A 25,338-nucleotide genomic window follows, 5' to 3' on the forward strand; every position below is an offset into this window, starting at 1 on the left:
ACCCCGCCCGCGCCGCACGGGAGGATGACGCCACTTCATTTCTGCCCGAAAGGACTTTGCCCGATGAAACCATTCCTCCGCCTCACAGCTGCCGCGGCTGCGCTTTGCGCCGCCAGCCCCGCAGCATGGTCACTCACCGCTGAAGAGGCCTGGGAGGCCTGGGTCGGCATTGCCGCCGAATACGGCGAAGAGGTCACCGCCGCCAACACTTCCAAATCCGGCAACGTGCTCACCGCCTCGGGCGTGTCCGTGTCGATGGAAATGGAAGAGCTGAACCTGTCGGGTGATCTGGGTGACGTAACCTTCACCGAGAATGGTGATGGCACCGTGGCAATCGCGGTTCCTTCCGCCTTCCAGATGATGATGGTGGCCGATCCGGAATATGGGGAGAAGGTCGAACTCACGCTCGACTTCTCCATGGAAGGCCTCGATATGACGGCGGCCGACGCCGATGGTGAGGGAGCAGCCTTCTCTTACGATGCACCTACGATGACCTTCACTCTGGGCGATATGAAGGTGGATGGAGAGGCAGTGCCGATCAACTTTGTCGGCACAATCGGCGGCAGCACCGGCACCTATACAAAAGCGGGTGATATCGTGACTTCGGTGTTCAACGCCGACAGCCTGAAGATCGACTTCGATGGCCGCGATCCCGAAGGCGAAGGCCGGGGCAAGGGCACGATCAGCATGGCCGACATCAGCTCCACCTCCACCGGCAAAGGCCAACTCATCTTCATGGACCCGGAGGCCATTCCGGAGTTGCTGAAATCTGGCGCCTCGGTGCAGGGCTCCACCAAGGTTGGCGCAACCACCTTCGCGATCGAGGGCACCGATGCAGGCGAAAGCTTTGCGATTTCGGGCGATATGGACGGTGGCACCGGCTCGGTGAAGCTGGATGCCGATCAGGTTCTCTACGCTGTCAACTACACCGGCTTCGACATGACCATGTCGGGCAGCGAGATCCCGTTGCCGGAAGTGACCGTCGGCCTTGGCGAGACCTCCTTCAACATGATCATGCCAATCGCCCAGTCCGAAGCGCCCAAGCCCTACATGCTGGCCGTGGGCCTCAAAGACCTGACCATCGCAGACGGCATCTGGAACATGTTCGACCCGGGCACCGTGCTGCCGCGTGACCCGGCAACGCTCACCTTCAACCTCGCGGGCACCGGCAACTGGCTGATCGACATTCTCGACCCAGAGGCCATGGCCAACCCGCAGGGGATGCCCGGTGAAATCCATTCGCTGAACATCTCCGACGTGCTCCTGAAGGCAGCAGGCGCCGAGTTGACGGCGGAAGGCACTTTCACATTCGACAACACCGACCTGATGACCTTTGGCGGCATGCCCGCGCCCGATGGCACGCTGCGCGCCAAGCTCTCGGGGGCCAACGGCCTTTTGGACAAGCTGGTGACCATGGGCTACGTGCCCGCCGATCAGGCCAATGGCGTCAAGATGATGTCGGGCATGTTCTTCCGCCCCGGCGATGGCCCGGACGTGCTGACCACCGAGATTGGCGTGTCGCCCGATGGCACGGTTTCGGCCAACGGCATTCCGATCCCGCTGCAGTGATCTGCTACGATCTCGATAAAGGCCCCCGTTGCGCAATTCGCACCGGGGGCCTTTTCTTTTCAGGCGTGGATTGCCGCCACCGCACCGTTGCTGTGCCGCTTTAACCGGCAATGGCTGTGCTGAGGCCATCGGTCTGTTCCGGCAACCTTTTTGCCTCGGCCCCAGAGGCTAAACTCTCGTCAGCTTAATGCCTCCGCCCTCGAACGTCGGCCTTGGGTGGCGCGGGGCTCCGAACAGCCCGGCGGCGCATCCGCTGCCCGTTTTTTCGGCGCTCCGGCCTTGCCTCGCATCGCCCCGGCGGCTAGCTCAGTTCGGCAGGTGTGACCGCCACCGCCGCGCAGAAGGACAGAAATGACAGATAGCACAAGCCTTGAGAGCCTGACCGAGGCGCTTCTTGCCGCCGCCCGCCGGGCTGGCGCAGAAGCCGCCGACGCAATGGCCGTGGCCTCCACCTCGCTCTCCATCGACACCCGCGCAGGGGCGCTGGAGCAGGCAGAACGCTCGGAAGGCACCGAGATCGGGCTGCGGGTTCTGGTTGGCAAAAGGCAGGCCTGCGTCTCAGGTTCCGACCTGCGGGCCGAGACGATGTACACGATGGCGGAGCGGGCAGTGGCCATGGCCCGGCTTGCCCCGGAAGACCCGCACTGCGGGCTCGCTAGACCCGAGCAACTGGCGCAAGACTGGGACGTCGCCGCGCTGGAGCTGGCCGACCTTGGCAGCGAGCCAGAGGCCGCTGCGCTGCAAGAGGCCGCGCTGGCCTGCGAGGCTGCTGCCGCCGCTGTGGAAGGCGTGAGCCAGATCGAAGGCACCTCGTCAGGCTTTGGCCGCAATGCCATTCACCTCGCGGCGAGCAACGGCTTTGCGGGCGGCTACACCCGCACCGGCCATATGCTCTCTGCCTCTGCCATCACTGGCAGCGGCACCACGATGGAACGGGACCATTGCTATGAGCACCGTATCTTTGCCGCCGATCTGCCGACACCGGAAGAGGTAGGCCGCAAGGCCGGTGAGCGCGCCGCTGCGCGTGCCGGTGCCAAGAAACCGCCATCGGGGCGCTTTGGCGTGCTCTATGATGAGCGTGCAGCCTCTTCACTGATCGGGCACCTGCTCTCTGCCGCAAACGGCGCTGCCGTGGCACGCGGCTCCTCTTGGCTGGCTGGCAAGATGGGGGAACTGGTGCTGCCCGAGGCGCTTTCGCTGATCGAAGAACCGCTGCGCCCGCGCGTGTCTGGCTCCAAGCCCTTTGACGGCGAGGGGCTGCCCACGCGCACCGCGCCCATCGTGGAAAACGGCCGCCTTGCCCGCTGGGTGCTCGATCTTGCCTCCGCCCGCAAACTGGGCCTGGAAAGCACCGGCAACGCCGCCCGCGGCACCTCCGCCCCGCCCTCACCTTCGGTGAGCAACCTCACCCTCACGCCCGGCAACGCCAGCCGCGAAGCGCTGATGCGCGACATGGGCACCGGCCTGCTGGTGACTTCGCTGATTGGCTCCACCATCAACCCCAACACCGGCGACTACTCGCGCGGGGCTTCGGGCTTCTGGGTGGAAAACGGCGAAATCGCCTATCCCGTGCATGAGTGCACCATTGCGGGCAACCTGCTGGAAATGCTGCCAACGCTTGTGGCCGCCAATGACGCCGAAGACCACAAATCACGCCGTATTCCCTCGCTCCTCGTCGAAGGCCTCACCATTGCCGGAGCTTGAGGCCGCAGACGACCTGACGTTGCTTGTGGAAGCGGCGGAAATGGCGGGCGAAATCGCGCTGCGCTACTTTCGTTCCGAGCATCGCGTTTGGGACAAAGCCGATGGCGCAGGCCCGGTGACGGAGGCCGACCTCGCGGTTGACGCGATGCTGCGCAGCAAGCTGATGGCCGCGCGCCCCGATTATGGCTGGCTGTCCGAGGAGAGTGCTGACACGGCCGCACGGCTCGACAGGGAGCGCTGCTTCATCGTCGACCCGATCGACGGCACCCGCGCCTTTACGGCTGGTGAGCCGAGCTGGGCACATTCACTGGCCATCGCCGATGCGGGGCAGATCGTTGCCGGAGTGGTGGCAATGCCCGCCAAAAACGCAGTTTACGCTGCTGCAAAGGGCAGCGGATCCACGCGCGATGGCGAGGCGCTGCGGGTAACGGCCACACCGGGGCCGGATGATGTGACAATCGTCACCGCCAAGCCAAACCTCGCGCCCCAGCTCTGGCCCGGCGGCGTGCCGCGCCATAGCCGCCACTACCGCCCGTCACTGGCCTACCGTCTCGCACTGGTCGCCGAGGGGCGCTACGACGCGATGATAACCTTCCGCGACAGCTGGGAATGGGACATCGCTGCCGGGGCGCTGATCGTGGAAGAAGCCGGAGGCCGGGTGACGGATCGCCGGGGCACGCCGCTGCGCTTCAACACGCCAGATCGGCTGACGGCAGGGGTGATTGCCGCGAATGATGAGTTGCATGGCGGGCTAATGCAAAGGGTGACGAAAGACACCTGAAGCAGCCCCTTTGGATGGGCGATGAGGGCCTAGCCAGCCGTAAACAGCGGCTCATCCGCCCTTCGAGGCGTCCTCGCCCGCGTCTGCATCCGGCTCCGAAAGCCCCCGCGCCAGCCGAAAGCCGATCCGCTGCGCCTTCTGCTCGCCCTTGGGTTTGGGCAGGGCGCGGAGGGTCACGTTGAGCTGGGTCACATGCTGCACCAGCTGCATCCGCCCGCCCGAGGGATCGCGCCCATAGAAGCTGACGATATCAGGCGCGAAAAAGCCGATCCCCTCGATCCGCAGCAGCCCCGCGCCGCCATCAATCATGCCCATGGCGATCTCTTCATCGGAGTCGAGCTGCTCTTCGAAGTTCTGGATGTAGAGAATCAACCGCTCGTAGGCCCATTCGGCGGGCGATTTCTCCTCTGCCGGGCGGGTGCACATGGCATCGGGCAGCGGCTTTTGCTCGGCCGTCGCAGGCGCATCCGGATCGGCGTGAACAGCACGGGAGCGCGGCAGGGCACTTGCCTCATGGGCCTCGGCCACGGTGCGGATATCGTCTACCATCTCTCAGTTCACCCTAAAGATATATGCGTCATCCGGGCCAACCTCGCGGCTCACCTTGCCCGTGACATAGAGGTGGTTGAGGTGACCCACGGCCTCGACCAGCGCCAGCCCGTAGGCACCACCGGTGATCTGCCGCCCGAAGATCGGCTCGAAACAGTCATGCGCAGAGCCGGGCGTGGCGGAGAGGTGCTCCAGCAGCCGGGCGAGCGCGGTGTGGTGATTGTCGGCCATCTGCACCAGCCGCGCGGGCAGGCCGGTGAAGGGCAGCTTGTGGCCGGGCAGAACCAGCTGGTCACCACGGGCGTGCGCAGCCAGACGCTCGCAGCTTTCCAGCCATTCGCCCACCGGGTCGGCCTCGGGCTCGGTGGGATAGACGCCAAGGTTGGGCGAGATGGAGGGCAAGAGCTGATCGCCGCCCAGCACAAGCGGCGCATCCTCGCACCAGAAGGTGGCATGATCGGGCGCGTGCCCCTGCCCCAGCCGAACGCGCCAGCGCCGCCCACCCATGGTGATGTCATCGCCCTCTTCGATCCGCGTAAATCCCAACGGCAGCGGCACCGTCATATCGGCAAAGTTGAAGGGCCGCTCGTTGCAGCGTTTTTCGTAGATCTCGGGGGCCATCCCGGCGCGGCGCCAGAACAGCTTTTGCGCCTCCACCGGTCGCTCCTGCTCATCGAGTTGCAGCATCCGCGCAGTGAGCCAGGCCACCCGCGTTGCGACGATCTCGGCCCCCTGCTCGGCGAACCACCCGGCCAGACCGATATGATCGGGGTGATGGTGGGTGAGCACCACGCGGCGCACCGGCTTGCCGCCCATCGGGCCAGCCAGCACCTGCTCCATCTGTGCCCGGGCCTTCGCCCAGTTCATTCCACTGTCAATCAGCGTCCAGCCATCGCCCTCATCGAGCGCATAGAGGTTGACGTGATCGAGCGCCATTGGCAGCGGCAAGCGAAACCAGAGGATGCCGGGGGCAACCTCTACCGCCTCGCCGGGTGCAGGCGGGGTATCCCAAGGGAAACTGAGGGGCTGTGCGTCCATAGGCTTGGACCTAGGCCATCAGCTCCTCGTTGGAAAGGGCATCCATCCCGTCCCCGCCCATCCGCACTTCGGCAGCAAGCCCCGCGTGCTGAGGCAGCAGGCGCTTGATGTAAAAGCGGGCAAGCCCGGCGCGCGGTCCGGTGTCTTTCTCGGTCATGGCGGAAGCGAGGTGGTAATGTGCGCCAAGCACCCGCGCAAAGGCCCGCAAGTAGGCCACGGCCACGGCACCGCGCGCCTCCATGTCCATCTCCAGCACAGCCTCGGTCAGCTCGCGCTGAACCTCGGCGGCATTCCACACCGCATCCGTCATCCGGGGGAAACGGCCGCGACCGGCCTCGGCGGCGTCTTGAACCTCGCTCAGCAGAGTCAGCGCTGCCTCGCCGCCATCCGCCAGCTTGCGGCCCACCAGATCGAGGGCCTGAATCCCATTGGTGCCCTCATAAATCGTGGTCACCCGCACATCGCGGTAGAACTGCGCCGCACCGGTCTCTTCGATAAAGCCCATGCCACCATGCACCTGAATGCCCGTGGCGGCCACTTCGCAGCCCACATCGGTGCCATAGGCCTTGGAGATCGGGGTGAGGAGCGCGGCGCGGGCGGCCCATGCGGCCTCGCCGGTGGCATTGGCCATGTCGAGCGCCACGGCATTGGCCAGCGCGATGGCCCGCGCGGCCTGCGTTTCGGCCTTCATCGTCATCAGCATCCGTCGCACATCGGGGAATTCGATGATGCTGCCCGAGCCGCCCACCTTGCCCTGCTTGCGCTCGGCGGCATAGGCCATTGCCGCCTGCGTGGCAGCCTCGGCCACGCCGATGCCCTGAATGCCCACGCCAAGGCGGGCGTTGTTCATCATGGTGAACATGGCCGCCATCCCGCCGTGTTCCTTGCCGATGAGCCAGCCCTTGGCGCCGTCATATTCCATCACCGCCGTGGGCGAGCCATGCAGGCCCATCTTGTGCTCAAGGCTGACCACCCGGAGGGAATTGCGCTCGCCGGGAGTGCCATCCTCATTGGGGATATTGCGCGGCACCATGAAGAGGCTGATGCCCTTGGTGCCGGGCACCCCATCGGGCAAGCGCGCCAGCACGAGGTGGCAGACGTTCTCGGCAAAGTCAGCATCACCCCAGCTGATATAGATCTTCTGCCCGCTGATGCTGTACGTCCCGTCGCCGTTCGGCTCGGCCTTGCTGCGCAGCGCACCCACATCGGTGCCCGCCTGCGGTTCGGTCAGGTTCATCGTGCCCTGCCACTCACCGCTGATGAGCTTGGGCAGGTAGGTGGCCTTGATCTGGTCGGAGGCATGGTGCTCCAGCGCCTCGATCTGGCCCTGTGTCAGCAGCGGGTTCAGCGCCAGCGACAGGCAGGCACCATTCATCATCTCGTTCACCGCTTCCATCAGCGCAATCGGCAGGCCCATGCCGCCATGCTCGGGGTCGGCGCTGATCCCGATCCAGCCGCCCTCGGCAATCGCCTTGTACCCCTCGGCAAAGCCGGGCGATGTGCGCACCACGCCGTTTTCCAGCACTGCGGGGTGCAAGTCTCCGTTGCGTTGCAGCGGCCCCAGAACCTCGGTGCAAAGCCGCCCGGCTTCGGTGAGGATCGCATCAACCATCTCACCGCCCGCCTCGGCAAAGCGCTCTGTCTGTGTCACCTGATCGTAACCGACCACATGATTGAGCAGAAAGCGAAATTCATCGACGGGCGCGGTATATGGCATATGCAGTTCCTCCTCTGCTGACCTTGAGAGGCCACGCGACGCAGCATAAGAGATGAGACGGGCGTGCCCAAGCGAAACGCATAAAACGCCGCGTCACGGAGAGAGCGGATGACCGAGAGGCTGGAAGGTGAGGCAGGGCTGACGCGGGCGGTGGAGCTACTGCGCGCGGGCGAGCTTGTGGCGATCCCGACCGAAACGGTCTACGGGCTTGCCGGCGATGCCCGCAAAGGCGAAGCGGTCGCGGCGATCTTCGAGGCCAAGGGGCGGCCACGGTTCAACCCGCTGATCTGCCACCTCGCATCACTGGAGGCCGCCGGGCGGTTTGGCGTGATTGAGGGCGCGGCCCTGCGGCTGGCAGAGGCCTTTTGGCCCGGTCCGTTAACTCTGGTGGTGCCGCTCCGCGAGGCGACGGGGCTTTCTCCGCTGGTCACGGCGGGCCTGAACAGCGTGGCCCTCCGGGTGCCAGCCCTGCCCCTCGCCCACCGGCTGCTGGGCGCCTTCGGCGGCCCGCTCGCCGCCCCCTCGGCGAATCCTTCGGGAAAGATCTCCCCCTCAACCGCTGCGCATGTGGCTGAAGGGCTTGAAGGGCGAATCGCGGCGGTGCTTGACGGCGGGCCAGCGAATGTGGGGCTAGAAAGCACGATCATCGACTGCACCGGGCCTGAACCACGCCTGCTGCGCCCCGGCGGCCTGCCGCTGGAAGCGCTGGAGGCGGCGTTAGGCACCCCACTCGGGCGTGACGCTCCCACGGATGACACGGCCCCCTCGTCCCCCGGGCAGCTGTCATCTCATTACGCCCCGGGCAAGGCTGTGCGGCTGAACGTAACCACACCTCCGGAAAGCAGCCTGTTTCTGGCCTTCGGTCCCGGCTTCCCGGCAGCAACGGCCAACCTTTCGCCATCCGGCGATCTGCGCGAGGCCGCCGCAAACCTCTTTGCGATGCTGCACAAGCTCGACGCGCTTCCGGGCGCAGAAATCGCCGTGGCGCCAATTCCGCAACGCGGCCTCGGGCTGGCGATCAACGACAGGCTCACCCGCGCCGCCGCACCGCGAGGTTGAGGCAAACGCCACCTGCGGCTTTCGGTGGCCTCGCTGCGCTCGGGAAGGAAAAGTCAGGCGCGGCCCGCGTCACCGCTCAGCAGGCGAGGGTCGACGCCGAGGGAGTTCAGGGCCTCGGTCCACTTGTCGGCATCGCCGGTGCCAAAGACAATCTCGGGTGTGGCGTCGCAGGTCAGCCAGCCATTGCGGGTGATTTCCCCCTCCAGTTGGCCCGGGCCCCAGCCGGAATAGCCCAACGCAAGAATCGCATTTTCCGGGCCCTTACCGCGGGCCATGTCTTCCAGAATGTCGACCGTCGCTGTCATCCCAAAGCTGGGGCTCACCTCAAGCGTGGCCCCTTCACTCCGGTAATCGGTGGAATGCAAGACAAAGCCGCGCCCATGTTCTACTGGGCCGCCAACATAAATTGGCGTCTTGGCGCGGCTTGGCGGCAACTCGATATCGCTGGCGATGTCCAACTGCTTGAGCAACTCGGAGAAGGTCAGGTCATCTGTCGTGCGGTTGACGATCAGCCCCATGGCGGCCTCGTCGGAATAGGCACAAACGTATATGACGGCACGTTCGAATCGCGGATCGCCCATGCCGGGCATGGCGATGAGCAACTTTCCGGTGAGGTCCATCTCTTCTTGGTTCGAGGCGTTGAGCATAGCTCAATGATGGGGGGTGCGGGCGCGCGGTGCAAGGCATCGCTGCGGCTCATCGGCCACGCCGCCTGCCCTCTCGCCCAAACGTGATTTCACCGGAGCCGCGCCGGGCCTATGCTGCGCCGTCATGAAAACTCTCCTTGCCACCCTGCTTGCCCTCACCCTCTTCATCCCCGTCGCAGGGGCGGGCACCTATGGCACCACGCCCGGCGAGGTGGTCAAGGCCGAGGTGCTGCCCGGCTGGACCACCAAGCGCGGCACGCGGATGGCAGCGCTGCGGCTCACCCTGGCGCCCGGCTGGAAGACCTATTGGCGTGCCCCCGGCGAAACCGGGATTCCGCCGCACTTCGACTGGTCGGCCTCGCGCAATCTGGCCCGCGTGACCCTGCATTGGCCTTCACCACAGGTCTTTGATGAAGCCGGGGTGCGCACCATCGGCTACAAGCGTGAGCTGGTGCTGCCGATAGAAATCACCCCAACAGACGTAGGCAAGCCGGTGGAACTGGCTGCGGATGTCGACCTTGGCGTGTGCGAGCACATCTGTGTGCCGGCCTCGCTCAGCTTCCGCGCGCCGCTCTCGGGCAAGGGCAGCTTCGATCCGGCGATTCAAGCCGCGTTGAAAGCCCGGCCGATGACAGCGCGAGAAGCCGGCCTGTCGGGCGTTACCTGCGTGGTCGACCCGATATCGGACGGCGTACGGGTGACCGCGAGCATCCCCGCAGAACGGATCGGCGGGCGCCGTGTGGCGGTGATCGAACCGGGCATTCCAAGCGTCTGGGCCTCCGAAACCGAAACCCGCCGGGAGGGCGGCACATTGATGGCCAGCGCCGAAATGGTGCCCCCCGCAGGCCGGGCCTTGGCCCTGTCGCGCAAGGCCCTGCGGGTGACTTTGCTGGGCCGTGGCCGCGCCATCGACATTCAGGGCTGCCCCGCACCCTGAGCCGCGCCAAAACCCACAAAACTTGACCCAGCCACCCCGGCCCCTTACATCCGCCCCATCCAAGGGAGCACCTGACATGAACCTGAACCTCACCGCAATCGCCCTACCCGCGTTCTGCTTTGAGGTCTCTCATGCCTGCTCTTTGTCTTTCCGCCGTTCCGCTCACCGCTGCTGACGGCACTCCCCTTACCCCACCCCTCAACCTGACCTTCGGCCCCGAGCGCACTGGCCTCGTGGGGCCAAATGGCGTGGGAAAATCCACCCTGCTTGGCCTCCTGGCAGGCCATCCGCCGGGGGGTGGCACAATCGACCGGCAAGCAACGGCGGGGCAGCTTTTGCAAAGCTGGCCGGATCTGTCGATCACGCTCGGCGCGGCACTCGGACAAGACGAGCCGCTGGCGCGGATTGCGCGGATCGAGGCGGGCACACCGGAAGGGAATGACCTTGACCGCGCCGACTGGCTGCTGCCCGCCCGGATCGAGGCGGCTCTGGCGCGGGCCGGTTTGCCCGGGTTCGATCTGGCGCGGCGGCTTGGCAGCCTCTCTGGCGGGCAGCGCACGCGAGTGGGGCTGGCGCGGCTGCTGCTCGACAAGCCGGATATCCTGCTCATGGACGAGCCCACCAACAACCTTGATGCAGAAGGCCGGGCACTTGTGTCCGAGATCATCCGCAACTGGCCGGGCGGGGTGGTGGTGGCAAGCCATGACCGGGCCCTGCTTGCGGATATGGACCGGATCGTCGAGATCACCCCGCAGGGCGCATTTGTGACGGGCGGTGGCTGGGCAGCCCATGTGACTGCGCGAGATGCCCGGCAGGCCCGGGCCGCCACCGAGCTGGAGCGGGCGCGGCGCGAGGAGGCGCGTGTGGCGCGGGAGCTTCAGGCCGCCAAGGAGAAGGCCGCGCAGCGGGCGCAGGCGGGCAAGAAGGCGCGGGCGAGCGGCTCGCAGCCGAAGGTGTTGACGGATGCGATGGCTGATAGAGCGGGGCGCACGCAAGGCGCGGATAAGCGGCGCGCCGAGCGTCTTGAGGCCCGGGCCGAAGCGGCGCGGCAGGCGGCGGCGCATGTCGGCCCGGCACGGGCGCTGGACATCTGCGCGGAGTCCATACGGGGCGAGGCGGTGGTGCTGCGGCTGGACGGCGTGATTCTGGAGCGTGGGGCGTTTCGGCTGGGGCCGGTGGACGCCGAGGTGGCCATAGGCGAACGGGTAGCGCTAACCGGGCCGAATGGAGCGGGTAAGAGCACCCTGATCGCCGCCATTCGCGGGCAAATCGAACCACGGGCTGGGCAGTTATCCGTGACGGAGAACCTGGCCACGCTCGATCAGCACGCGGGCGACTTAGCGCCGGAGCAAAGCCTGTTGGAAAATGTCACGCGGCGCCATCCCGGCATGTCTCCCCACGACGCCCATGCGCTGCTCGCCCGCTACGGCTTTCGGAATGTGGCAGCGGAGACACCCGTGGCCCGGCTCTCCGGCGGGGAACGGTTGCGTGCAGCGCTGGCGATGGCGCTTGGTGGGCAGCCTCCGGCCCTGTTGCTACTCGACGAGCCGACAAACCACCTCGACATCGAAACGGTGGAGCTGCTGGAAGAGGCGCTGCGGGGCTACACCGGCGCACTGCTCGTCACCAGCCACGACAGCACCTTTCGGCAGGCCATCGGGCTGACGCGCGAGATCGTGCTTTAGGGCCGCGTTGCAGAGGCAGCTCATCGGTCCCCACAGCCCTCTTCGCAGCTGCGATCAGGAGGCGATGCCCCGATGCGCGGCCTCAGTCAGGCTGTGCGTCGGTGCGCGGCGATGAGGCCCAGCGCCCCCAGCGCAAAACCCAGGAGGATCAGCGCAAGCGCGCCAAGGAGGAAGAGGCCGAGCGCGGCAGCCAGCCCCGCTGCGGGCACCAGCGCCCCGAGCAGCGGCCAGACCGCGCCGGTCACAATTGCCCATCCCAGCGTGGCGACAAACCACAGCACCAAGGCCACCGCCACCAGCCCCACGATGCCCGAAACCCCCCGCGCACCCGCGCGAAACTGCCCGGCGCGGCGCAGGGCCTGAAACTGGCGCAGCACATCCTGCTGCATCGCCAGCAGCGAAGGCACCACAAGGAGCACCAGAAACATGCCAAAGCCGAGGCCAAAGACCAGCGTCACCACCGTGGGCTTCAGAAACTGCGCCTGACTGGAGGGTTCATAGAGCAGCGGCGCAAGGCCGATCACCGTGGTGAGCGTGGTCAGCAGCACCGGGCGCAAACGGTCACAGGCACCATCAACAATGGCCGGAAACAGCCCGCGCTCACGGCTGTATTCATCCACAGTTGTCACCAGCACGATACTGTCGTTGATGATGATTCCAGACATGCCGATCAGCCCGACGACCGAAAACATTGAGAGCGGCAACTGCCAAATCTGATGGCCCCAGATTGCGCCGATAAGGCCAAACGGGATGACGGCCATGATCAACAAAGGCCGGGTCCAGCTGGAAAAAATCCATGCCAGCACGAGGTAAATCCCGATCATGCAGGCCCCGAAGCCTAGGATGGCATCGGACAAAAACTCGCTTTCCTGCTCCGAAAGCCCGCTCATCCGTGAGGCAACACCGTATTTCTGCTCAATCTCGGGCAGGATCACCTCCTGAAGTTGCAGCATGATCTCGGCCGCGCGGGCCGGGTCACCATCGTCAAGGTCGCCGGTGACGGAGACGAGGCGGATGCCATTTTCGCGGTCGATGGTGGAAAAGCCGGTCTGCCGGCTAACCTTCACGATATCGGCCAGCGGCACGTAGGCCCCCTCCGGGGTGCGCATCATCGTGCGGTCGAGGAAATCGGCCGTCAGCTCCTCTTCCGGCAATTCCACGCGGATAGCAGAAGAGCGCGGACCATCGGGGAAGGTGGCCGCCTCGATGCCGCCAAGGCGGTTGCGCAGCACCGAGCCGAGATCATCAATCGAGAAGCCCAGCTCCTGGCCCTGCGGCGTGAGGTCGAGGATCAGCTCTTCCTTGTCATAGCTGAGCGTGTCTTCCAGCGCCGAGACTTCGCCAAACTGCGAAAGCCGCGTTTTCAGTCCCTCTGCAGCGGCCTTCAGCGTGGCGACACTGGCGCCCGAAAGCTGCACATCCACCGCATCCCCGCCCGGGCCGCCGCGCCAGCCTCGAAAGCTCACAATCTCCACCAGAGGATGCTTCTCGACGCTTTCCTGAAGATCGGCCACGAACTTCGAACTGGTGTAGGGGCGCAGGTCGGGGTCAATCAACTCGACGGCGATGGAGCCAAGCAGGTCTTCATCCTTGCTGTCCACCCCCGAAAGGCCACGGCCCGTGTTGCCGCCGATCTCGGCCACCGCATAGGCCACCGGATTGCGGCCAAACTCGGCCTCGTATTGCGTGCCCAGCGCCTCGACGGCGGCCTGAAACATCCGCATCTGAGCCACTGTGTCGGCGCGGTCCGCCCCCGGCGCCATGGCGAAGTTACCCGACACCGAGCCCTCCTCCGGCGCAGAGAAAAACCGCCACTGCACATTGCCGCGCACCAGTTCACCCACCTGCACGGCCAGCAGCACGAACACCGCCGCCAGCACCGGGTAGCGGGCCCAGACCACGGTGCGCATCAACCGGCGAAAGAGGTGGTCGCGCACCCATGAGAACCCCTTGTTGAACTGGCGCGAGGGCCAGTCATACCATGCCGGCTTTTTCTGGGTGGCCGCCAGCGCGTGGGCCATGTGGTTGGGCAGGATGACAAAGCACTCGATCAGCGAGGCGATCAGCACCGTGATAACGGTAAAGGGAATGTCGGCGATCATCTCGCCAAAGCGCCCCTCGATCACCGTCAGCCCGGCAAAGGCGATGACAGTGGTGATCGTGGCCGAAAATACCGGGCCGAACATGCGGATGGCGGCATTCTCGGCAGCCTGAAATGGCCCCTCGCCCAGCCTTCGCGCCCGAAAGTCGGCGTGTTCGCCCACCACGATTGCGTCATCCACTACGATCCCCAGCGTGATCAGCAGGGCAAAGAGCGAGATCATGTTGAGCGTCAGCCCGGCGGCCCACATGATGGCGATTGCAGCGAACATCGACACCGGAATGCCCATCGCCACCCAGAAGGCGGTGCGCGCATTGAGAAACAGGAACAGCAGGCCAAGCACCAGCGCGAGGCCCATCAGCCCGTTCTCGATCAAAATGTTCAGCCGCCCCTCGATCGCCTCGGAGCGGGTGCGGATCAGGTCAATCTTCACCCCGGCGGGCAGGGTCAGCTCCAGCTCGGCGGCCACCTCCTCCACCGATTCCTGAATGCCGATGGCGTCGCCCTGCACAGAGCGGTCCACCCGCACCGAAACGGCAGGGTTGGGGCCGACGAAATAGGTGCGGTTGCGGTCTACCCCCTCCACCCGGATTTGCGCGAGGTCACCAATGGTGAGGTCCGGCTTGAGGACGATCCCGGCAATCTGGTCGGGGCTGCGCTTGGCCACCCCGGTGCGCACCCGCGCCGCCCCGCCCGAAACATCGCCCGCCGGGTCGGCCTCGGCCTCGGCGGCAATGGCATCGGCGATCTGCCGCATCGTCACATCGTTGTTGATGAGCTGTGCCGAGGGCACCTCGATGATGATCTCCGGCGCCGCAACGCCCCTGATCGTCGTGCGCGTCACCCCGGCCTCGAAGAGCCGGGCCACGAACTCATCGGCATAGCGCGCCAGCAGCTCCACCCCCACCGGGCCGGTGATGATCACATCCGTCACCCTGTCACGCCAGGCGGAGCGGGTAACAACGGGCTCATCGGCCTCTTCGGGCAGGTTGGTTATGCCATCCACCGCCTGCTGCACATCCTCGGCGGCGCGAGCCATGTCATAATTGGCCTCAAACTCCAGCCGGATAGACCCGGACCCTTCGCGGGAGGTGGCATCGCTCTCCTCTACACCGTCCACCGCCAGCAGCGCTGGCTCCAGCACGGCGATGATACCGCTGTCGACATCCTCTGCCCCCGCCCCGTCCCAAGCGATGGAAACGCGCACGCTGTCGAGCACGATATCGGGGAAGAACTGCGCCCGCATCCGCGGAAAGGCTGCGACCCCGGCCGCGATCATCAGCACCAGCACAAGGTTGGCCGCCGTCTTGTGGCGGGTGAAGTAGCCCAGAATGCCCGTCGCCCGCCCAGCCATTTATCCGCCCATCCGGCTTTCGATCCGCTCCACCGTCTCGGCAGGAACGCGATCTTGCGCGAGTTGGGCGAGCACGCGCTCCTTGGCGTCGGCGGGCATGCGGTTGTTGCCCTCGATAAAGGCGATAAGCCGAGCGCGGCGCTCTGGCGTCAGCTCCACCAAATCCTCGGGTGTGGGCTCTGCGGGCGCGGGCACGGTCTCGCCCAAGGCGCGGGCGCGAATGCCGGGGCCCACAAGCGGGCTTCGCTCGGAAACAATGAGTGCGCCCGCGTGGCCCTCGGCGCGGATGATGATCTCGTCGCCCTGCCGCCGAAGCACCTCAACCTGCGCCAGTTCAAGCCGCTCATCGGCGTTCAGCACCAGCACCGTACCCGCCGCATCCACCGCTGTGGCGGGCACCACTGCCACGCCCTCCAGCGCTGGCTCTTCGATGGTGACGGTCACAAAATCGCCGGGCCGGAAGCCGCCGGTCTCGGACAGGTCGGCATAGATCACCCGGCCCGTCTGGCCCTCGCCCACTGCGCCGCTCACCCGATCCAACCGGCCTTCGGCCACGAGGTCGAGCCCGGAGACATCGAGCCGCACCTGCATCGACGCAGGAATAAGCCGCCCATCATCGCCCAGTAGGCGGGCGTATTGGGCGGTGCTGAGGCGGAAGGACACTTCCAGCGCGTCAGGGTCGATCAGCGAGGCCATCAGCTCGTTGGCCGCCACTAGCCCGCCCTCGACCACGGCGACATCGGCAAGGGTGCCAGAAAAGGACGCGCGGATTTCATGGTCAGCCAGATCGCGCTCGGCGTTGGACAGGCCAAGTCGCGCGCGGCTCACACCGTTGCGGCCCACATCCACGCGGCTTTGCGCCGAAGCCACGGCCTGACGTTTGGACAAAACGGATTGGTCGGCAGAGGCCGCAGCAAGCTGGGCCTCTTCGACGGCGGCGGCCGAGCCCACGCCGCGCTCGCGCAAACTTTCCTGCCGCGCAAGGGCTTGCTCGCGCAGCGCCGCCTGACGCTCGGCGGCGGCCTGATCGTCACGCGCAAGCACAAGGGCCCGCTCTGCGTCTGCCAGCTCAGCCTCTGCCTCGGCCAGATCGGTGCGGGCATTTTCCAGCGCCGCCTCGGCATTCACCGGGTCGATCCGCGCCAGAAGTTCGCCTGCTTCAACAGTGCCACCCTCGGTAAAGGCCTCAGACAGCTCAACGATCCGCCCGCCAACCACGGCGCGGATATCCAGCGTGCGCTCGCTCAGAACCTCGCCAAACGCCGTCATTACCGGCACGGCGCGGCCCGGCTCCAGCCGCACCACGTTAACGCCCGCCACACGCTCACGCGCGGGCCGCGACCCGGCTTCCCGGTTCATTCGCTCTTCAACCGCGCCCCAAAAGCTGGCGCCCGCCACGGCCAGAAGCCCGAGCGTGACCGAGAGAAGAAACAGCCCCACAAGGGACCGGCGCAAAAAGTTCATAGTTGTCCTCTGCCTCAGCAGACCGAAATCACCCTAGCCCTGACGCAGAAAGACGCAAAGGCACAAGCGTGTTACGCTCGGCAACGGGGTTTCCGTCGCACAATTTTTGCAGATTGCGCAGAAAATGTAACGCAGCCCCGCGCTGTGCTGTCAGACGAGCGCTCGGAAGTGCTCTGGCGGATCGTGAGCCAGCGCTGCCGCCGTGGCGGTGGGGTGCTCCTGAAAGTAGCGGGCCACGAGCTGATAGGCCGCCGAGTAGCCCAGCCAGTTGGGCATTTCGCCGGTGCCGAAGAACCATGCGCCGTGATCGTAGGAGGCATCGCGCCAGTCATCGCGGATCCTCGGGCCCCATGTGGCGAGCGCATCGGGCACGGCCACCTCCCACGGCTCCAGCGGTGCGCCGAAGAGCTCCTGCGCGAAGTGGCAGGCCAGCCCCTCCGACACCAGCGTGGCCCCCAGCGTGCGGCCATAGCCCGGCCCATCCCAGCGGGCAGCGTGGTGCAGCTCATGCGCCACCATCCGCTCAAACCCCTCGCCCTCATTGGCCTCCAGCGCCGGATTTTCGGGATCGACCGTGAGGATAACGATGCCCGGCCCGGGCGCGAGGCCAACATGGCCCTTTTCGCGGATCACCTGCTTGCCAGCCCGCAAGATCACATCAAGCGGGCCAAGGGGCAGGTAAGAGGCGGCGCGGGCATGGGTGGCACGGAGTGCCTCGGTCAGCCAGTCGGTGCAGCCGGTCAGCTCGCCGCGCGCGTTGCAGATATGCAGGGATAGCGGTGGCGCGGCGGCGGCAGTCATCCGGCCTGCTGATGACGCTCGATATAGCTGCGCAGCTCTTCGGCCTCGCGCCGCGCATCGCGCAGCCCGTCCATCGCCGCTGTCAGTTCGGCCTCTGTCTGAGAAAGCTGGTTGGTCAACTCGGCCTCGCGCTGCTGGAGGTAGGCAATCGCCTGATCGCGGGTTTCTTCGGCCTCGTGGAGCGATTGGGCCATCTTGTCGAGCTCACCCATCTCCGATTGCGTGACCCGGCTAAGACGATGGATCAGCCAATTGGCAAACCATCCCAGCATGAAAGCGACAAAGAGAATGATCGCCGTAACGATGATGAACTCTGATCTACTCACCCGCGCTCTCCGCCTCGCCTTCTTCTTCGGTCGCACCGTCATCTGACGGGTTCTCACCTTCTGCCCCATCATCCGCGGCAGCGCCACCCTCTTCGGCCTCGGCATCCCCAGCTTCGCCAGACGCGTCATCCTGCGCGCCAGCAAGCTTGAATTCGATACGGCGGTTGGCCTCACGGCCCGCTTCGGTTTCGTTGTCAGCGATGGGCTGGGCCTCACCATAGCCAATGGCCGTGATCCGGCCGGTCAGCACGCGGCGCTCCATCAGCGCGTTGAGCACCGCATCGGCCCTCTGCTGCGAGAGCTGCTGGTTCATCTGCTCGCGGCCCTGGCTATCGGTGTGACCGCCGATCTCGAAGGCAAATTCGATCTCCGAGCACTTCCCCTTCAGCACCTCTGCGATCTTGTCCATCACTGCAACGGCACCGCCGGAAATTTCGGTGGAGCCAGGCTCGAAGGTAATCTTGGTGGCCTCGTTGATCGCCACGATCTTGGCAAGGCACTGCTCGGGCGTGGGCAGATCAGCCAGCGGGTCGAGCGCCGCCTGATAGGTGACGGCGATCTCGAAATGCGCACCTTCGCCCAGCTTCGCGGCAAGGTGCCGGGCGATCTCGGCCTTGGCATCAGGGTTGCCGGTGATGCCGCGCACTTCGATATAAGCCGGCTGCACGACAACAGAACCGCTGTTCAGCTCCGAAAGCGCAGTAAGCCCCGCCAGCACGCGGATCGGCCAGCCATCGGGCAGATCCGGGTCAAGCCTTGTAGCCAGATATACTGCCTCGGAGCCGAAACTGGCCTGTGCAAAGCTGCGCACGGCCTCGCGCACCTGCTCGTTGGTCACCCGCCCTCTCAGTTGCACCCGGCCCTCGGGCGAGCGGGTGGCAACAAACTCCGGCGGGCCCTGATCGGCTTCACCGGTGCCGTCGACGTTGGCCTTCTCGGGCAGTTTGGAGGTGAGCGAGAATACATCTGGCAGGTTGCTCTCCAGCTCTCCCACCACGCGGTCAAAGGTCGATTGCGAACTGCCGGCAAGGGCGACGAGAGAAACATCGGCATCCGAGAAGGTCACAGCACCGCCGCCCAACTCGCCCACCGCCGCAATCGCCTGTTCGGCAGCTTCGGCCCAGTCGGGGGTGGGCACGCCAAGGCCCAGCACGCAATCGGCCTGCCCCTGAAGCCCCACGGCGCGGGCGGCTGAAAGAATGCGCCGACGCGTGGCCTCGGTATCGGCAGAGCAGGCATCAAAGCGGGCGGTGCCGTTCTCGTCGATCAGGAAGCGCAGTGTGAAAGGCGTGATAACGGGACGGGGCGCGGTGATATCCACCACCAGCCGCACGCCTTCGGGTGCCCTGCGGGCCAGCATGGTTTCGAGATTGCGCTTTTCAGCGCCCGAGGCGCTGATGGCCGTAACCGCCACCCGGTCGGCGGCAATGGACACCTTGGAGCGCGGCAGCATTTCAAGCGCATAGAGCCCAAACTCCACCGCCGTCTCCCAGCCCTCGGGCAAGGGGTAATCAGCGGTTTCCAGCAGGTCGGTGATGCCCACCTTCTCGCCCACAGCCCCGGCGATCCGCTCGGCAAAGGCATCGCGGTCGATCTCGGCGGGGATCAGCCCGATCATCGACACGCCTTCGTCGTTCCGCAGGATCTCGATGGAAAACTTGGGCGCGGTAATCGGCTTGCCCGGCTCTACCTCGATCTCGTCGATCACGCGGGAGGCATCCACCACCGCTCCGGTGGCAGAGAGCGCCCGAAAGCGCGCGGCCTCGTTGGGCGCAGTGCCCGTGAGCCGCACTTGCAAGCCATCGGTTTCAACCGCCGCCCAATCATGCCCGCCTTCAATCAGCGCCGTTTTCACCGCCGATTGCGAACCGCGCTCGATCAGACCTGCGGCGGCGGTAGCGCTGACATAGCACAGCACGGCAGCCAGAATGAGGGCGGCAAAGGTAACGAGCTTGGGGCTGAGGCGCATGAACACTCCGGCGCGGCTGCGGGTTGGACCTTGCTTTAGAGCGCCGGGGCCACGGGCGCAATCATGCTGCGATCACAGAAGGATGACAGCGGCGAGAAACAGCACGGGGATCAACCCGGCGTCCCGGTTTGAGCGAAACAACTTGAGGCAGATCGCCGGATTGTCGATGTCGAGCCGCGCAAGCTGCCAGGCCATATGCCAGCCCATCGCCCACGCCCCGCAAGCGGCAAGCGCCAGTTGCAAAGGCGAAGCCGGCTCGATCAGCGCGGCGATCATCGCCACGGTCAGCAGGGTGATGGTGAGCGCGAGGAAAAGGCGGAGGATAGACGGCGAATTGTCCCCGAACAGCCGGGCGGTGGATTTCACCCCGATCAGCGCGTCATCCTCGATATCCTGATGGGCATAGATCGTGTCGTAAAAAATCGTCCAGGCAATGCCCGCGAGATAGAGGAACGCCGGCGCAAGGCTGAGCGCATTGGTATGCGCGGCCCAGGCCAACAGCGCACCCCAGTTGAAGGCAAGCCCAAGAAAGATCTGCGGCCACCATGTGAATCGCTTGGCGAAAGGATAGACGCAAACCAGCGCAAGCGAGCCGATGCCGAGCCAGATCGCCGTGGGCGGGAAGGTGAGCAGGATGAGGAAGGCGGCAAGCGATTGCACCACCATCCACGCCAGCGCCTGCTTGACGCTGACCGCGCCCGAAGGGATGGGCCGCGAGCGGGTGCGGGCAACCGAGCCGTCGATATCGCGGTCGGTAATGTCGTTCCACGTGCAGCCCGCGCCGCGCATCAGGATGGCGCCAAGGCCGCAGCCAATGATGATCCACAGGTCAAACCAGCGCCAGCCGGAGGAGGCGGCGGCCAGCAGCACGCCCCACCAACAGGGCAGCAACAGCAGCCATGTGCCAATGGGTCTGTCGAGCCGCGAAAGGCGAAAGTAGGGCCGCGCGGCGGCGGGGGCCCAGCGGTCGACCCAGTTGCCGGTGACGGCATCAGCCACTTGCACGTCTGGCGTTTCGGTCTCGGCGTGCATATCTCTGGCCCCATGAAAGCGAAAACCCGCCTCCATGTAGACCACCCGCTGGGCGCGGGGCAAACCGTTGGATTGTCGCGGGAGCAGGCGCATTACCTTTTTGCGGTGATGCGGCTCAGCGTGGGCGACGGCGTGTTGCTGTTCAACGGCGAAGCCGGCGAGTGGCTCGCCGAGGTGATCGTGGCCAACAAGCGCAACCCGGTGCTGCAATGCCGCGCGCAGACCGGCCCGCAGGTGTCGCCCCCCGACGTCTGGCTTTGCTTCGCCCCGATCAAGAAGGCCCGCACCGACTTTATCGTCGAGAAGGCCGCAGAGATGGGCGCGCGGCGGATCGTGCCGGTGCTGACCGAGTTCACCAATGCCGAACGGGTGAAGGTGGACCGCCTTCAGGCCCACGCGGTAGAGGCCGCCGAGCAATGCGGCGGAACCTTCGTGCCACGAGTCGCAGAGCCGGTGAAACTGTCGGCCCTGCTGGGAGACTGGCCCGAAGGCCGCAGCCTGATGTTCTGCAACGAGGCGCTGGTGGGCGAAGACCGGCGGCTGGGCGGAACGCCCGGCCCCTGGGCGGTGCTGATCGGCCCCGAAGGCGGGTTTTCGGAAACGGAGCGCGAGAGGCTGGCCGCCATGCCCCAAGCCCATGCGGTGAGCCTCGGCCCACGTATCCTGCGCGCTGACACGGCAGCCGTCGCTGCGCTGACCCTCTGGCAAACCACCCACGGAGACTGGCGATGATCCGGCAGGCCCAGCCCGGCGAGGAGGCACGGCTGGAATCCTTCCTAGCGCAGCATCCCAACACCTCGATGTTTCTGCGCGGCAACCTCGCGGCGCATGGGCTGGTGCCCTCCGATCACCCGCATTCCAGCACCTGTTGGCTGGCAGAGACCGAGCGCGGCGAGATCCGCGCTGTGGTGGGCTGCAACAACGATGGCTTCCTGATGGCGCAGGTGCCCGAGGAGATCCCGGGCTTCTGGGGTGCCGTCACCCATGCGCTGGCGGGGCGGAAAGTGGCAGGGATGACCGGGGAAGACGGGCAGGTGCGCGACGCGCTGGCCGGGCTTGGCCTATCGGGCGCCCCCTTCACGCTGAGCCATAATGAGCCGCTCTATCGGATGGAGCTGGACAGGCTCGAAGACCCGGGCGCGCAGCTGCGGCAGACGCAGCCGGGCGACGAGGCGATGCTGAAGAGCTGGTTCATCGAGCATTTTCTCGACACGGGCTTTGCCACCAACAAGCTGCAAGCCTCCGCCGATGCCCGAAAGCGGGCAGCACGTGTGGTGCATGAGAAAGATCTGCGGCTCCTGCTTGAACACGGCTACAAACCGGTGGCCATGGCCGGGATCAACGCGCGGGTCGCCAATATGGTGCAGCTCGGCTCTGTCCACGTGCCACGCGATCTGCGCCGGGGCGGGCGGGGCCGAAAGGTGACGGCAGCCCTCCTCGCGGAAGAGCGCGCAAGGGGCACCGAGGTGGCGGTGCTCTTTGCCAACAACGCGGCGGCGGCACGGGTTTATGAGGCGATCGGCTTCGAGTTGGTGGGGCGTTACCGCATTGCCATCCTCTCCCGCCCGGTGCCTGTGGGGGTGGTGGCATGAGCCTGATCCGGCCAGAGGCGCGGGCGCATCTCTATCGCTGGCGCGAGTGCATCGCCGGGGCGGTAATCATGGTCGTGGGTGTCTGGCTGGGCCTGCGCACTTCTGGGTTGGTATGGTGGTTCGCAATAGCGATGATCACCGTAGGCGGGCTTGGCTTTTACGCCGGCATGCAACGCGCCCTGATCCGGCCCCGCTCTGGTGGGCAGGGGCTGATCGAGCTGGACGAAGGGTCGCTGCGCTACCTCACTGGCGCGGGCGGCGCGGTGATTTCCCTGCCCGAGGTGGTGCGCATCGAGATCGAGACCACTAGCGAAGGCCCGATGGTGGACGATCTGTTCTGGCTCTGGGTCACGCCGGAGGGCACGGCACGCATCCCGGCCTCCGCCGCAGGGTCGGAGAAGATGGTGGATGCCCTTGCCGCCTTCCCCGGTGCCCGTTACGAGCAGGTCATCGCGGCCTCGGGCAGCACCGAGCCGCGCCTGTTCATCGTGTGGCAGAAGGATAGACTTCTGGTGCATTGACTTCATCGGCAATGCCGCCAAGTCTGACCGTTCTAGCGGCAGAAAACCCCGGAGCCAGAATATGTCTATCCCCCAGTCCGGCGGCGGGCCGATCGAGCGGCACGAGCAACTTGCAGAGTACCTGGCCGATGGCTGCAAGCCTAAGGACGACTGGCGAATTGGCACGGAGCATGAGAAGTTCGGCTACTGCAAGGACACGCTGAAGCCTCTGCCCTATGAGGGCACGCGCTCGATCCATGCGGTTCTTTCAGGCCTGCGCGACCGTTTCGGTTGGGCGCCGGTGGAGGAAGCGGGCTACCTGATCGGGCTGGAAAAGGACGGCGCCAACGTGAGCCTTGAGCCGGGCGGCGCGCTGGAGCTTTCGGGCGCCCCGCTGGAGACCATCCACCAGACCTGCGACGAGGTGAACGAGCACCTGCGCGAGGTGAAGGAGGTGTCCGACGAGATTGGCGTGGGCTTCATCGGGCTCGGCGCCGCCCCGATCTGGACCCATGACCAGATGCCGCTCATGCCCAAGGGCCGCTACAAGCTGATGGATGCCTATATGGGCCGCGTTGGCAGCACCGGCACCACCATGATGCGACGCACCTGCACCGTGCAGGTAAACCTCGATTTCGGCTCCGAGGCAGACATGGTGCAGAAGATGCGGGTGGCCATCGCGCTGCAACCCATCGCCAACGCCCTCTTCGCCTCCTCGCCCTTTTTCGAGGGCAAGAAGAACGGGGTGAAGAGCTACCGCAACTACGTCTGGCGCAACCTCGATGCCGACCGCACCGGGATGCTGCCCTTCGTCTTCGACGAGGGTTTCGGCTTCGAGGCCTGGGTGCAATACGCGCTCGATGTGCCGATGTACTTCGTCTACCGCGACGGCAAATATATCGACGCGCTCGGCCAGTCGTTCCGCGACTTCCTCAAGGGCGAGCTCCCCGCGCTGCCGGGCGAGACACCGACGCTAAGCGACTGGGCCGATCACCTCACCACGATCTTCCCCGAGGCCCGGGTGAAGAAGTTCATCGAGATGCGCGGTGCCGATGGCGGGCCGTGGCGGCGGCTCTGTGCGCTGCCTGCCTTCTGGGTCGGCCTGACCTATGACCAGACCGCGCTGGATGCGGCATGGGACATGGTGAAAGGCTGGAACGCGGAAACCCGCCACAAGCTGCATGTCTGCGCAGGCGAACAGGGGCTGGCTGGCGAGGTGGACGGGCTGAAAATTCTCGATCTCGCACGTGAGGCGCTGAACATCGCAGAGGCCGGCCTGAAGGCGCGAGCGCGGCCCGGGTCGGGCGGCATGGTGCCGGACGAAACCCATTTTCTGAACGCGCTGCAAGAGAGCGTGGCCAGCGGCCAGACCCTCGCCGACGAAATGCTGGAGCACTATGACGGCGACTGGAATGGCGACCTGAGCCAAATCTACGCCGCCTACAGCTACTGACCTGCTCAATCCGTGAGGCTTTCGTGAAAACTCCCGTCATGAAGGGGGCGAAAGCACACGGAAATGTTAACCTTACTTGACCCAACGGTAAAAAAGTGCCCAATCTCGTGGCACAAAACATTGAACGCGAAGAGGGAAGTTATTCAATGCGCGACACAATTATCAAGATTTTCGACGTCCTTATCTGGGTTATCGGTGGCCTGACCGCCATCGGCGGCATCATCGGCGGCATCATTGCGCTTGCGCAGGGTGAAGTGGTGGGCCTCGCTCTGATCGTCGGCGGTATCCTCTATGCCGTGATCATCATGGCTCTGTTTTTCATCCAGATCGGCATCTACTACCACACCAAGCGGACCGCCGAAGCGGTGGAAAAGCTGGCCGGTCGCTAAAACGCGCCACAGCTCCTAGAGATTGCAAAACCGGGCCTCAGGGTCCGGTTTTCTTTTTCTCGCCAATGCGGGTTTCGGTGCCCGCTTTCATCCGCTGAATATTCTCAACATGTCTTACATAAATAAGAACGGTCAGCGCGATCCCGAGAAAGAAACCGTTGCCGTAGCCGAGGGTGAACATCCAGAAGGTGCAGGTGGCCGCCGAGATCAGGGCGGCGAGCGAGCTGAGCCGGGTGGCCAGCGCCACCACCAGCCAAGTGCCGCAGGCGGCGAGGCCGGTGAGCGGGTGCAGGGCGAGCAGGGTGCCGAGGAACGTGGCCACGCCCTTGCCGCCCTTGAACTTCAGCCACACCGGAAAGAGGTGGCCAAGAAAGGCAAACAATCCAGCAACTTGGGCGGCATCTTCGGCCAGCAGCGCACGCGCCACCAGCACCGCGATTGCGCCCTTTCCGGCATCCAGAACGAGGGTGAGAAAGGCAGCCGGTTTGTTGCCCGTCCGGAGCACGTTGGTTGCCCCGATATTCCCCGAGCCGATAGCGCGCAGATCACCCAGCCCGAACAGCCGCGCCATCACGAGGCCGAAGGGCACGGAGCCAAGCAGATAGGCAGCCAGCGCGGTCAGCGCGAGGGCTTGAAAACTGGTCAGTAGTTCGGGCATCGAAGCTCCTTTT

The 25,338-nt window shown here is 65.5% G+C and carries 22 protein-coding genes; 11 read left to right on the top strand and 11 right to left on the bottom strand.

Annotated features, from left to right (window positions below):
* The first annotated feature begins 63 nt into the window (after nucleotides 1-63).
* The 3 genes from ACXAG6_RS01740 to ACXAG6_RS01750 all read left to right on the top strand — a co-directional run bounded on the left by ACXAG6_RS01740 (nucleotide 64) and on the right by ACXAG6_RS01750 (nucleotide 4,054).
* The gene (locus tag ACXAG6_RS01740) at nucleotides 64-1,569 is read left to right on the top strand and encodes a DUF2125 domain-containing protein (RefSeq protein ID WP_475334419.1); all 1,506 of its coding nucleotides are present in this window, start codon (nucleotides 64-66) and stop codon (nucleotides 1,567-1,569) included.
* Nucleotides 1,570-1,920: 351 nt separating this feature from the next.
* Entirely contained in the window at nucleotides 1,921-3,273 is a 1,353-nt protein-coding gene (locus tag ACXAG6_RS01745) for a TldD/PmbA family protein (RefSeq protein ID WP_475334420.1), read from the top strand.
* Complete coding sequence (locus ACXAG6_RS01750) at nucleotides 3,260-4,054, top strand: 3'(2'),5'-bisphosphate nucleotidase CysQ (protein WP_475334421.1); 795 nt, start codon at nucleotides 3,260-3,262, stop codon at nucleotides 4,052-4,054. Before ACXAG6_RS01745 ends, ACXAG6_RS01750 begins: the two co-directional genes overlap by 14 nt.
* Before the next feature lie 51 nt (nucleotides 4,055-4,105).
* Here ACXAG6_RS01750 and ACXAG6_RS01755 read toward each other — a convergent pair whose 3' ends face one another.
* Genes ACXAG6_RS01755 through ACXAG6_RS01765 form a run of 3 tightly spaced genes read right to left on the bottom strand, consistent with a single transcriptional unit; the run spans nucleotide 4,106 to nucleotide 7,358 of the window.
* The gene (locus ACXAG6_RS01755) at nucleotides 4,106-4,603 is read right to left on the bottom strand and encodes a DUF6173 family protein (RefSeq protein ID WP_475334423.1); all 498 of its coding nucleotides are present in this window, start codon (nucleotides 4,601-4,603) and stop codon (nucleotides 4,106-4,108) included.
* A 3-nt stretch (nucleotides 4,604-4,606) separates the two neighbouring features.
* Nucleotides 4,607-5,641, bottom strand: a complete 1,035-nt coding sequence (locus ACXAG6_RS01760) for an MBL fold metallo-hydrolase (RefSeq protein ID WP_475334425.1) — start codon at nucleotides 5,639-5,641, stop codon at nucleotides 4,607-4,609.
* Nucleotides 5,642-5,651: 10 nt separating this feature from the next.
* Nucleotides 5,652-7,358 (bottom strand): acyl-CoA dehydrogenase, encoded by a 1,707-nt coding sequence (locus tag ACXAG6_RS01765; protein WP_475334427.1) that lies wholly within the window; start codon nucleotides 7,356-7,358, stop codon nucleotides 5,652-5,654.
* Between the two features lie 108 nt (nucleotides 7,359-7,466).
* Between ACXAG6_RS01765 and ACXAG6_RS01770 the strand changes: the two genes are divergently transcribed.
* Nucleotides 7,467-8,417, top strand: a complete 951-nt coding sequence (locus ACXAG6_RS01770) for an L-threonylcarbamoyladenylate synthase (protein WP_475334428.1) — start codon at nucleotides 7,467-7,469, stop codon at nucleotides 8,415-8,417.
* A gap of 53 nt (nucleotides 8,418-8,470) precedes the next feature.
* Here the strand turns inward: ACXAG6_RS01770 and ACXAG6_RS01775 are convergent, their stop codons facing one another.
* Entirely contained in the window at nucleotides 8,471-9,064 is a 594-nt protein-coding gene (locus ACXAG6_RS01775; protein ID WP_475334431.1) for a YqgE/AlgH family protein, read from the bottom strand.
* A 124-nt stretch (nucleotides 9,065-9,188) separates the two neighbouring features.
* On the opposite strand from ACXAG6_RS01775, the gene ACXAG6_RS01780 reads away from it, so the two are divergent.
* Complete coding sequence (locus ACXAG6_RS01780; RefSeq protein WP_475334433.1) at nucleotides 9,189-10,001, top strand: protein-disulfide reductase DsbD domain-containing protein; 813 nt, start codon at nucleotides 9,189-9,191, stop codon at nucleotides 9,999-10,001.
* Nucleotides 10,002-10,132: 131 nt separating this feature from the next.
* A complete protein-coding gene (locus ACXAG6_RS01785; protein WP_475334434.1) occupies nucleotides 10,133-11,686 on the top strand; it encodes an ABC-F family ATP-binding cassette domain-containing protein in 1,554 nt (517 codons plus the stop codon).
* A gap of 86 nt (nucleotides 11,687-11,772) precedes the next feature.
* Here the strand turns inward: ACXAG6_RS01785 and ACXAG6_RS01790 are convergent, their stop codons facing one another.
* From ACXAG6_RS01790 to ubiA, 6 genes are all read right to left on the bottom strand, one after another.
* Nucleotides 11,773-15,141, bottom strand: a complete 3,369-nt coding sequence (locus ACXAG6_RS01790) for an efflux RND transporter permease subunit (RefSeq protein ID WP_475334435.1) — start codon at nucleotides 15,139-15,141, stop codon at nucleotides 11,773-11,775.
* Complete coding sequence (locus tag ACXAG6_RS01795; protein WP_475334438.1) at nucleotides 15,142-16,605, bottom strand: efflux RND transporter periplasmic adaptor subunit; 1,464 nt, start codon at nucleotides 16,603-16,605, stop codon at nucleotides 15,142-15,144. It lies immediately after the preceding gene.
* 150 nt (nucleotides 16,606-16,755) lie between these two features.
* Entirely contained in the window at nucleotides 16,756-17,406 is a 651-nt protein-coding gene (locus ACXAG6_RS01800) for a DUF2268 domain-containing putative Zn-dependent protease (protein ID WP_475334440.1), read from the bottom strand.
* The gene (locus ACXAG6_RS01805; RefSeq protein ID WP_475334442.1) at nucleotides 17,403-17,732 is read right to left on the bottom strand and encodes a hypothetical protein; all 330 of its coding nucleotides are present in this window, start codon (nucleotides 17,730-17,732) and stop codon (nucleotides 17,403-17,405) included. Before ACXAG6_RS01805 ends, ACXAG6_RS01800 begins: the two co-directional genes overlap by 4 nt.
* Nucleotides 17,725-19,701 carry an OmpA family protein gene (locus ACXAG6_RS01810; protein ID WP_475334445.1) on the bottom strand — a complete coding sequence of 659 codons (1,977 nt, stop codon included), beginning with the start codon at nucleotides 19,699-19,701 and terminating at the stop codon, nucleotides 17,725-17,727. Before ACXAG6_RS01810 ends, ACXAG6_RS01805 begins: the two co-directional genes overlap by 8 nt.
* Before the next feature lie 72 nt (nucleotides 19,702-19,773).
* Entirely contained in the window at nucleotides 19,774-20,733 is a 960-nt protein-coding gene (gene ubiA / locus ACXAG6_RS01815; protein WP_475334447.1) for a 4-hydroxybenzoate octaprenyltransferase, read from the bottom strand.
* 12 nt (nucleotides 20,734-20,745) lie between these two features.
* On the opposite strand from ubiA, the gene ACXAG6_RS01820 reads away from it, so the two are divergent.
* The 5 genes from ACXAG6_RS01820 (at nucleotide 20,746) to ACXAG6_RS01840 (ending at nucleotide 24,667) form a co-directional block, all read left to right on the top strand.
* On the top strand, nucleotides 20,746-21,465 hold the full coding sequence (locus ACXAG6_RS01820; protein ID WP_475334450.1) for a 16S rRNA (uracil(1498)-N(3))-methyltransferase: 720 nt from the start codon (nucleotides 20,746-20,748) through the stop codon (nucleotides 21,463-21,465).
* Nucleotides 21,462-22,325 carry a GNAT family N-acetyltransferase gene (locus ACXAG6_RS01825; protein ID WP_475334451.1) on the top strand — a complete coding sequence of 288 codons (864 nt, stop codon included), beginning with the start codon at nucleotides 21,462-21,464 and terminating at the stop codon, nucleotides 22,323-22,325. The genes ACXAG6_RS01820 and ACXAG6_RS01825 overlap by 4 nt, the downstream gene beginning before the upstream one ends.
* A complete protein-coding gene (locus tag ACXAG6_RS01830) occupies nucleotides 22,322-22,846 on the top strand; it encodes a hypothetical protein (RefSeq protein ID WP_475334454.1) in 525 nt (174 codons plus the stop codon). The genes ACXAG6_RS01825 and ACXAG6_RS01830 overlap by 4 nt, the downstream gene beginning before the upstream one ends.
* Nucleotides 22,847-22,907: 61 nt before the next feature.
* Nucleotides 22,908-24,278 carry a glutamate--cysteine ligase gene (locus ACXAG6_RS01835; RefSeq protein WP_475334455.1) on the top strand — a complete coding sequence of 457 codons (1,371 nt, stop codon included), beginning with the start codon at nucleotides 22,908-22,910 and terminating at the stop codon, nucleotides 24,276-24,278.
* Nucleotides 24,279-24,424: 146 nt separating this feature from the next.
* Nucleotides 24,425-24,667: a hypothetical protein gene (locus ACXAG6_RS01840; RefSeq protein WP_475334458.1), complete on the top strand. Its 243-nt coding sequence runs from the start codon at nucleotides 24,425-24,427 to the stop codon at nucleotides 24,665-24,667.
* A gap of 37 nt (nucleotides 24,668-24,704) precedes the next feature.
* Here the strand turns inward: ACXAG6_RS01840 and plsY are convergent, their stop codons facing one another.
* On the bottom strand, nucleotides 24,705-25,325 hold the full coding sequence (gene plsY / locus ACXAG6_RS01845; RefSeq protein WP_475334461.1) for a glycerol-3-phosphate 1-O-acyltransferase PlsY: 621 nt from the start codon (nucleotides 25,323-25,325) through the stop codon (nucleotides 24,705-24,707).
* Between the last annotated feature and the right edge of the window lie 13 nt (nucleotides 25,326-25,338).

The organism is Vannielia sp. ABF1_015 (assembly GCF_056160745.1).

Excerpts from the sequence above, each read along its gene's own strand:
- ACXAG6_RS01790 (WP_475334435.1), bottom strand. The coding sequence starts at position 15,141 with ATGGCTGGGCGGGCGACGGGCATTCTGGGCTACTTCACCCGCCACAAG.
- ACXAG6_RS01785 (WP_475334434.1), top strand. The coding sequence starts at position 10,133 with ATGCCTGCTCTTTGTCTTTCCGCCGTTCCGCTCACCGCTGCTGACGGC.
- ACXAG6_RS01775 (WP_475334431.1), bottom strand. The coding sequence starts at position 9,064 with ATGCTCAACGCCTCGAACCAAGAAGAGATGGACCTCACCGGAAAGTTG.
- ACXAG6_RS01745 (WP_475334420.1), top strand. The coding sequence starts at position 1,921 with ATGACAGATAGCACAAGCCTTGAGAGCCTGACCGAGGCGCTTCTTGCC.
- ACXAG6_RS01820 (WP_475334450.1), top strand. The coding sequence starts at position 20,746 with ATGAAAGCGAAAACCCGCCTCCATGTAGACCACCCGCTGGGCGCGGGG.
- ACXAG6_RS01765 (WP_475334427.1), bottom strand. The coding sequence starts at position 7,358 with ATGCCATATACCGCGCCCGTCGATGAATTTCGCTTTCTGCTCAATCAT.
- ACXAG6_RS01825 (WP_475334451.1), top strand. The coding sequence starts at position 21,462 with ATGATCCGGCAGGCCCAGCCCGGCGAGGAGGCACGGCTGGAATCCTTC.
- ACXAG6_RS01770 (WP_475334428.1), top strand. The coding sequence starts at position 7,467 with ATGACCGAGAGGCTGGAAGGTGAGGCAGGGCTGACGCGGGCGGTGGAG.
- ACXAG6_RS01755 (WP_475334423.1), bottom strand. The coding sequence starts at position 4,603 with ATGGTAGACGATATCCGCACCGTGGCCGAGGCCCATGAGGCAAGTGCC.
- ACXAG6_RS01740 (WP_475334419.1), top strand. The coding sequence starts at position 64 with ATGAAACCATTCCTCCGCCTCACAGCTGCCGCGGCTGCGCTTTGCGCC.
- ACXAG6_RS01795 (WP_475334438.1), bottom strand. The coding sequence starts at position 16,605 with ATGAACTTTTTGCGCCGGTCCCTTGTGGGGCTGTTTCTTCTCTCGGTC.
- ACXAG6_RS01780 (WP_475334433.1), top strand. The coding sequence starts at position 9,189 with ATGAAAACTCTCCTTGCCACCCTGCTTGCCCTCACCCTCTTCATCCCC.
- plsY (WP_475334461.1), bottom strand. The coding sequence starts at position 25,325 with ATGCCCGAACTACTGACCAGTTTTCAAGCCCTCGCGCTGACCGCGCTG.
- ACXAG6_RS01840 (WP_475334458.1), top strand. The coding sequence starts at position 24,425 with ATGCGCGACACAATTATCAAGATTTTCGACGTCCTTATCTGGGTTATC.
- ACXAG6_RS01835 (WP_475334455.1), top strand. The coding sequence starts at position 22,908 with ATGTCTATCCCCCAGTCCGGCGGCGGGCCGATCGAGCGGCACGAGCAA.
- ACXAG6_RS01830 (WP_475334454.1), top strand. The coding sequence starts at position 22,322 with ATGAGCCTGATCCGGCCAGAGGCGCGGGCGCATCTCTATCGCTGGCGC.
- ACXAG6_RS01800 (WP_475334440.1), bottom strand. The coding sequence starts at position 17,406 with ATGACTGCCGCCGCCGCGCCACCGCTATCCCTGCATATCTGCAACGCG.
- ACXAG6_RS01810 (WP_475334445.1), bottom strand. The coding sequence starts at position 19,701 with ATGCGCCTCAGCCCCAAGCTCGTTACCTTTGCCGCCCTCATTCTGGCT.
- ACXAG6_RS01760 (WP_475334425.1), bottom strand. The coding sequence starts at position 5,641 with ATGGACGCACAGCCCCTCAGTTTCCCTTGGGATACCCCGCCTGCACCC.
- ubiA (WP_475334447.1), bottom strand. The coding sequence starts at position 20,733 with ATGCACGCCGAGACCGAAACGCCAGACGTGCAAGTGGCTGATGCCGTC.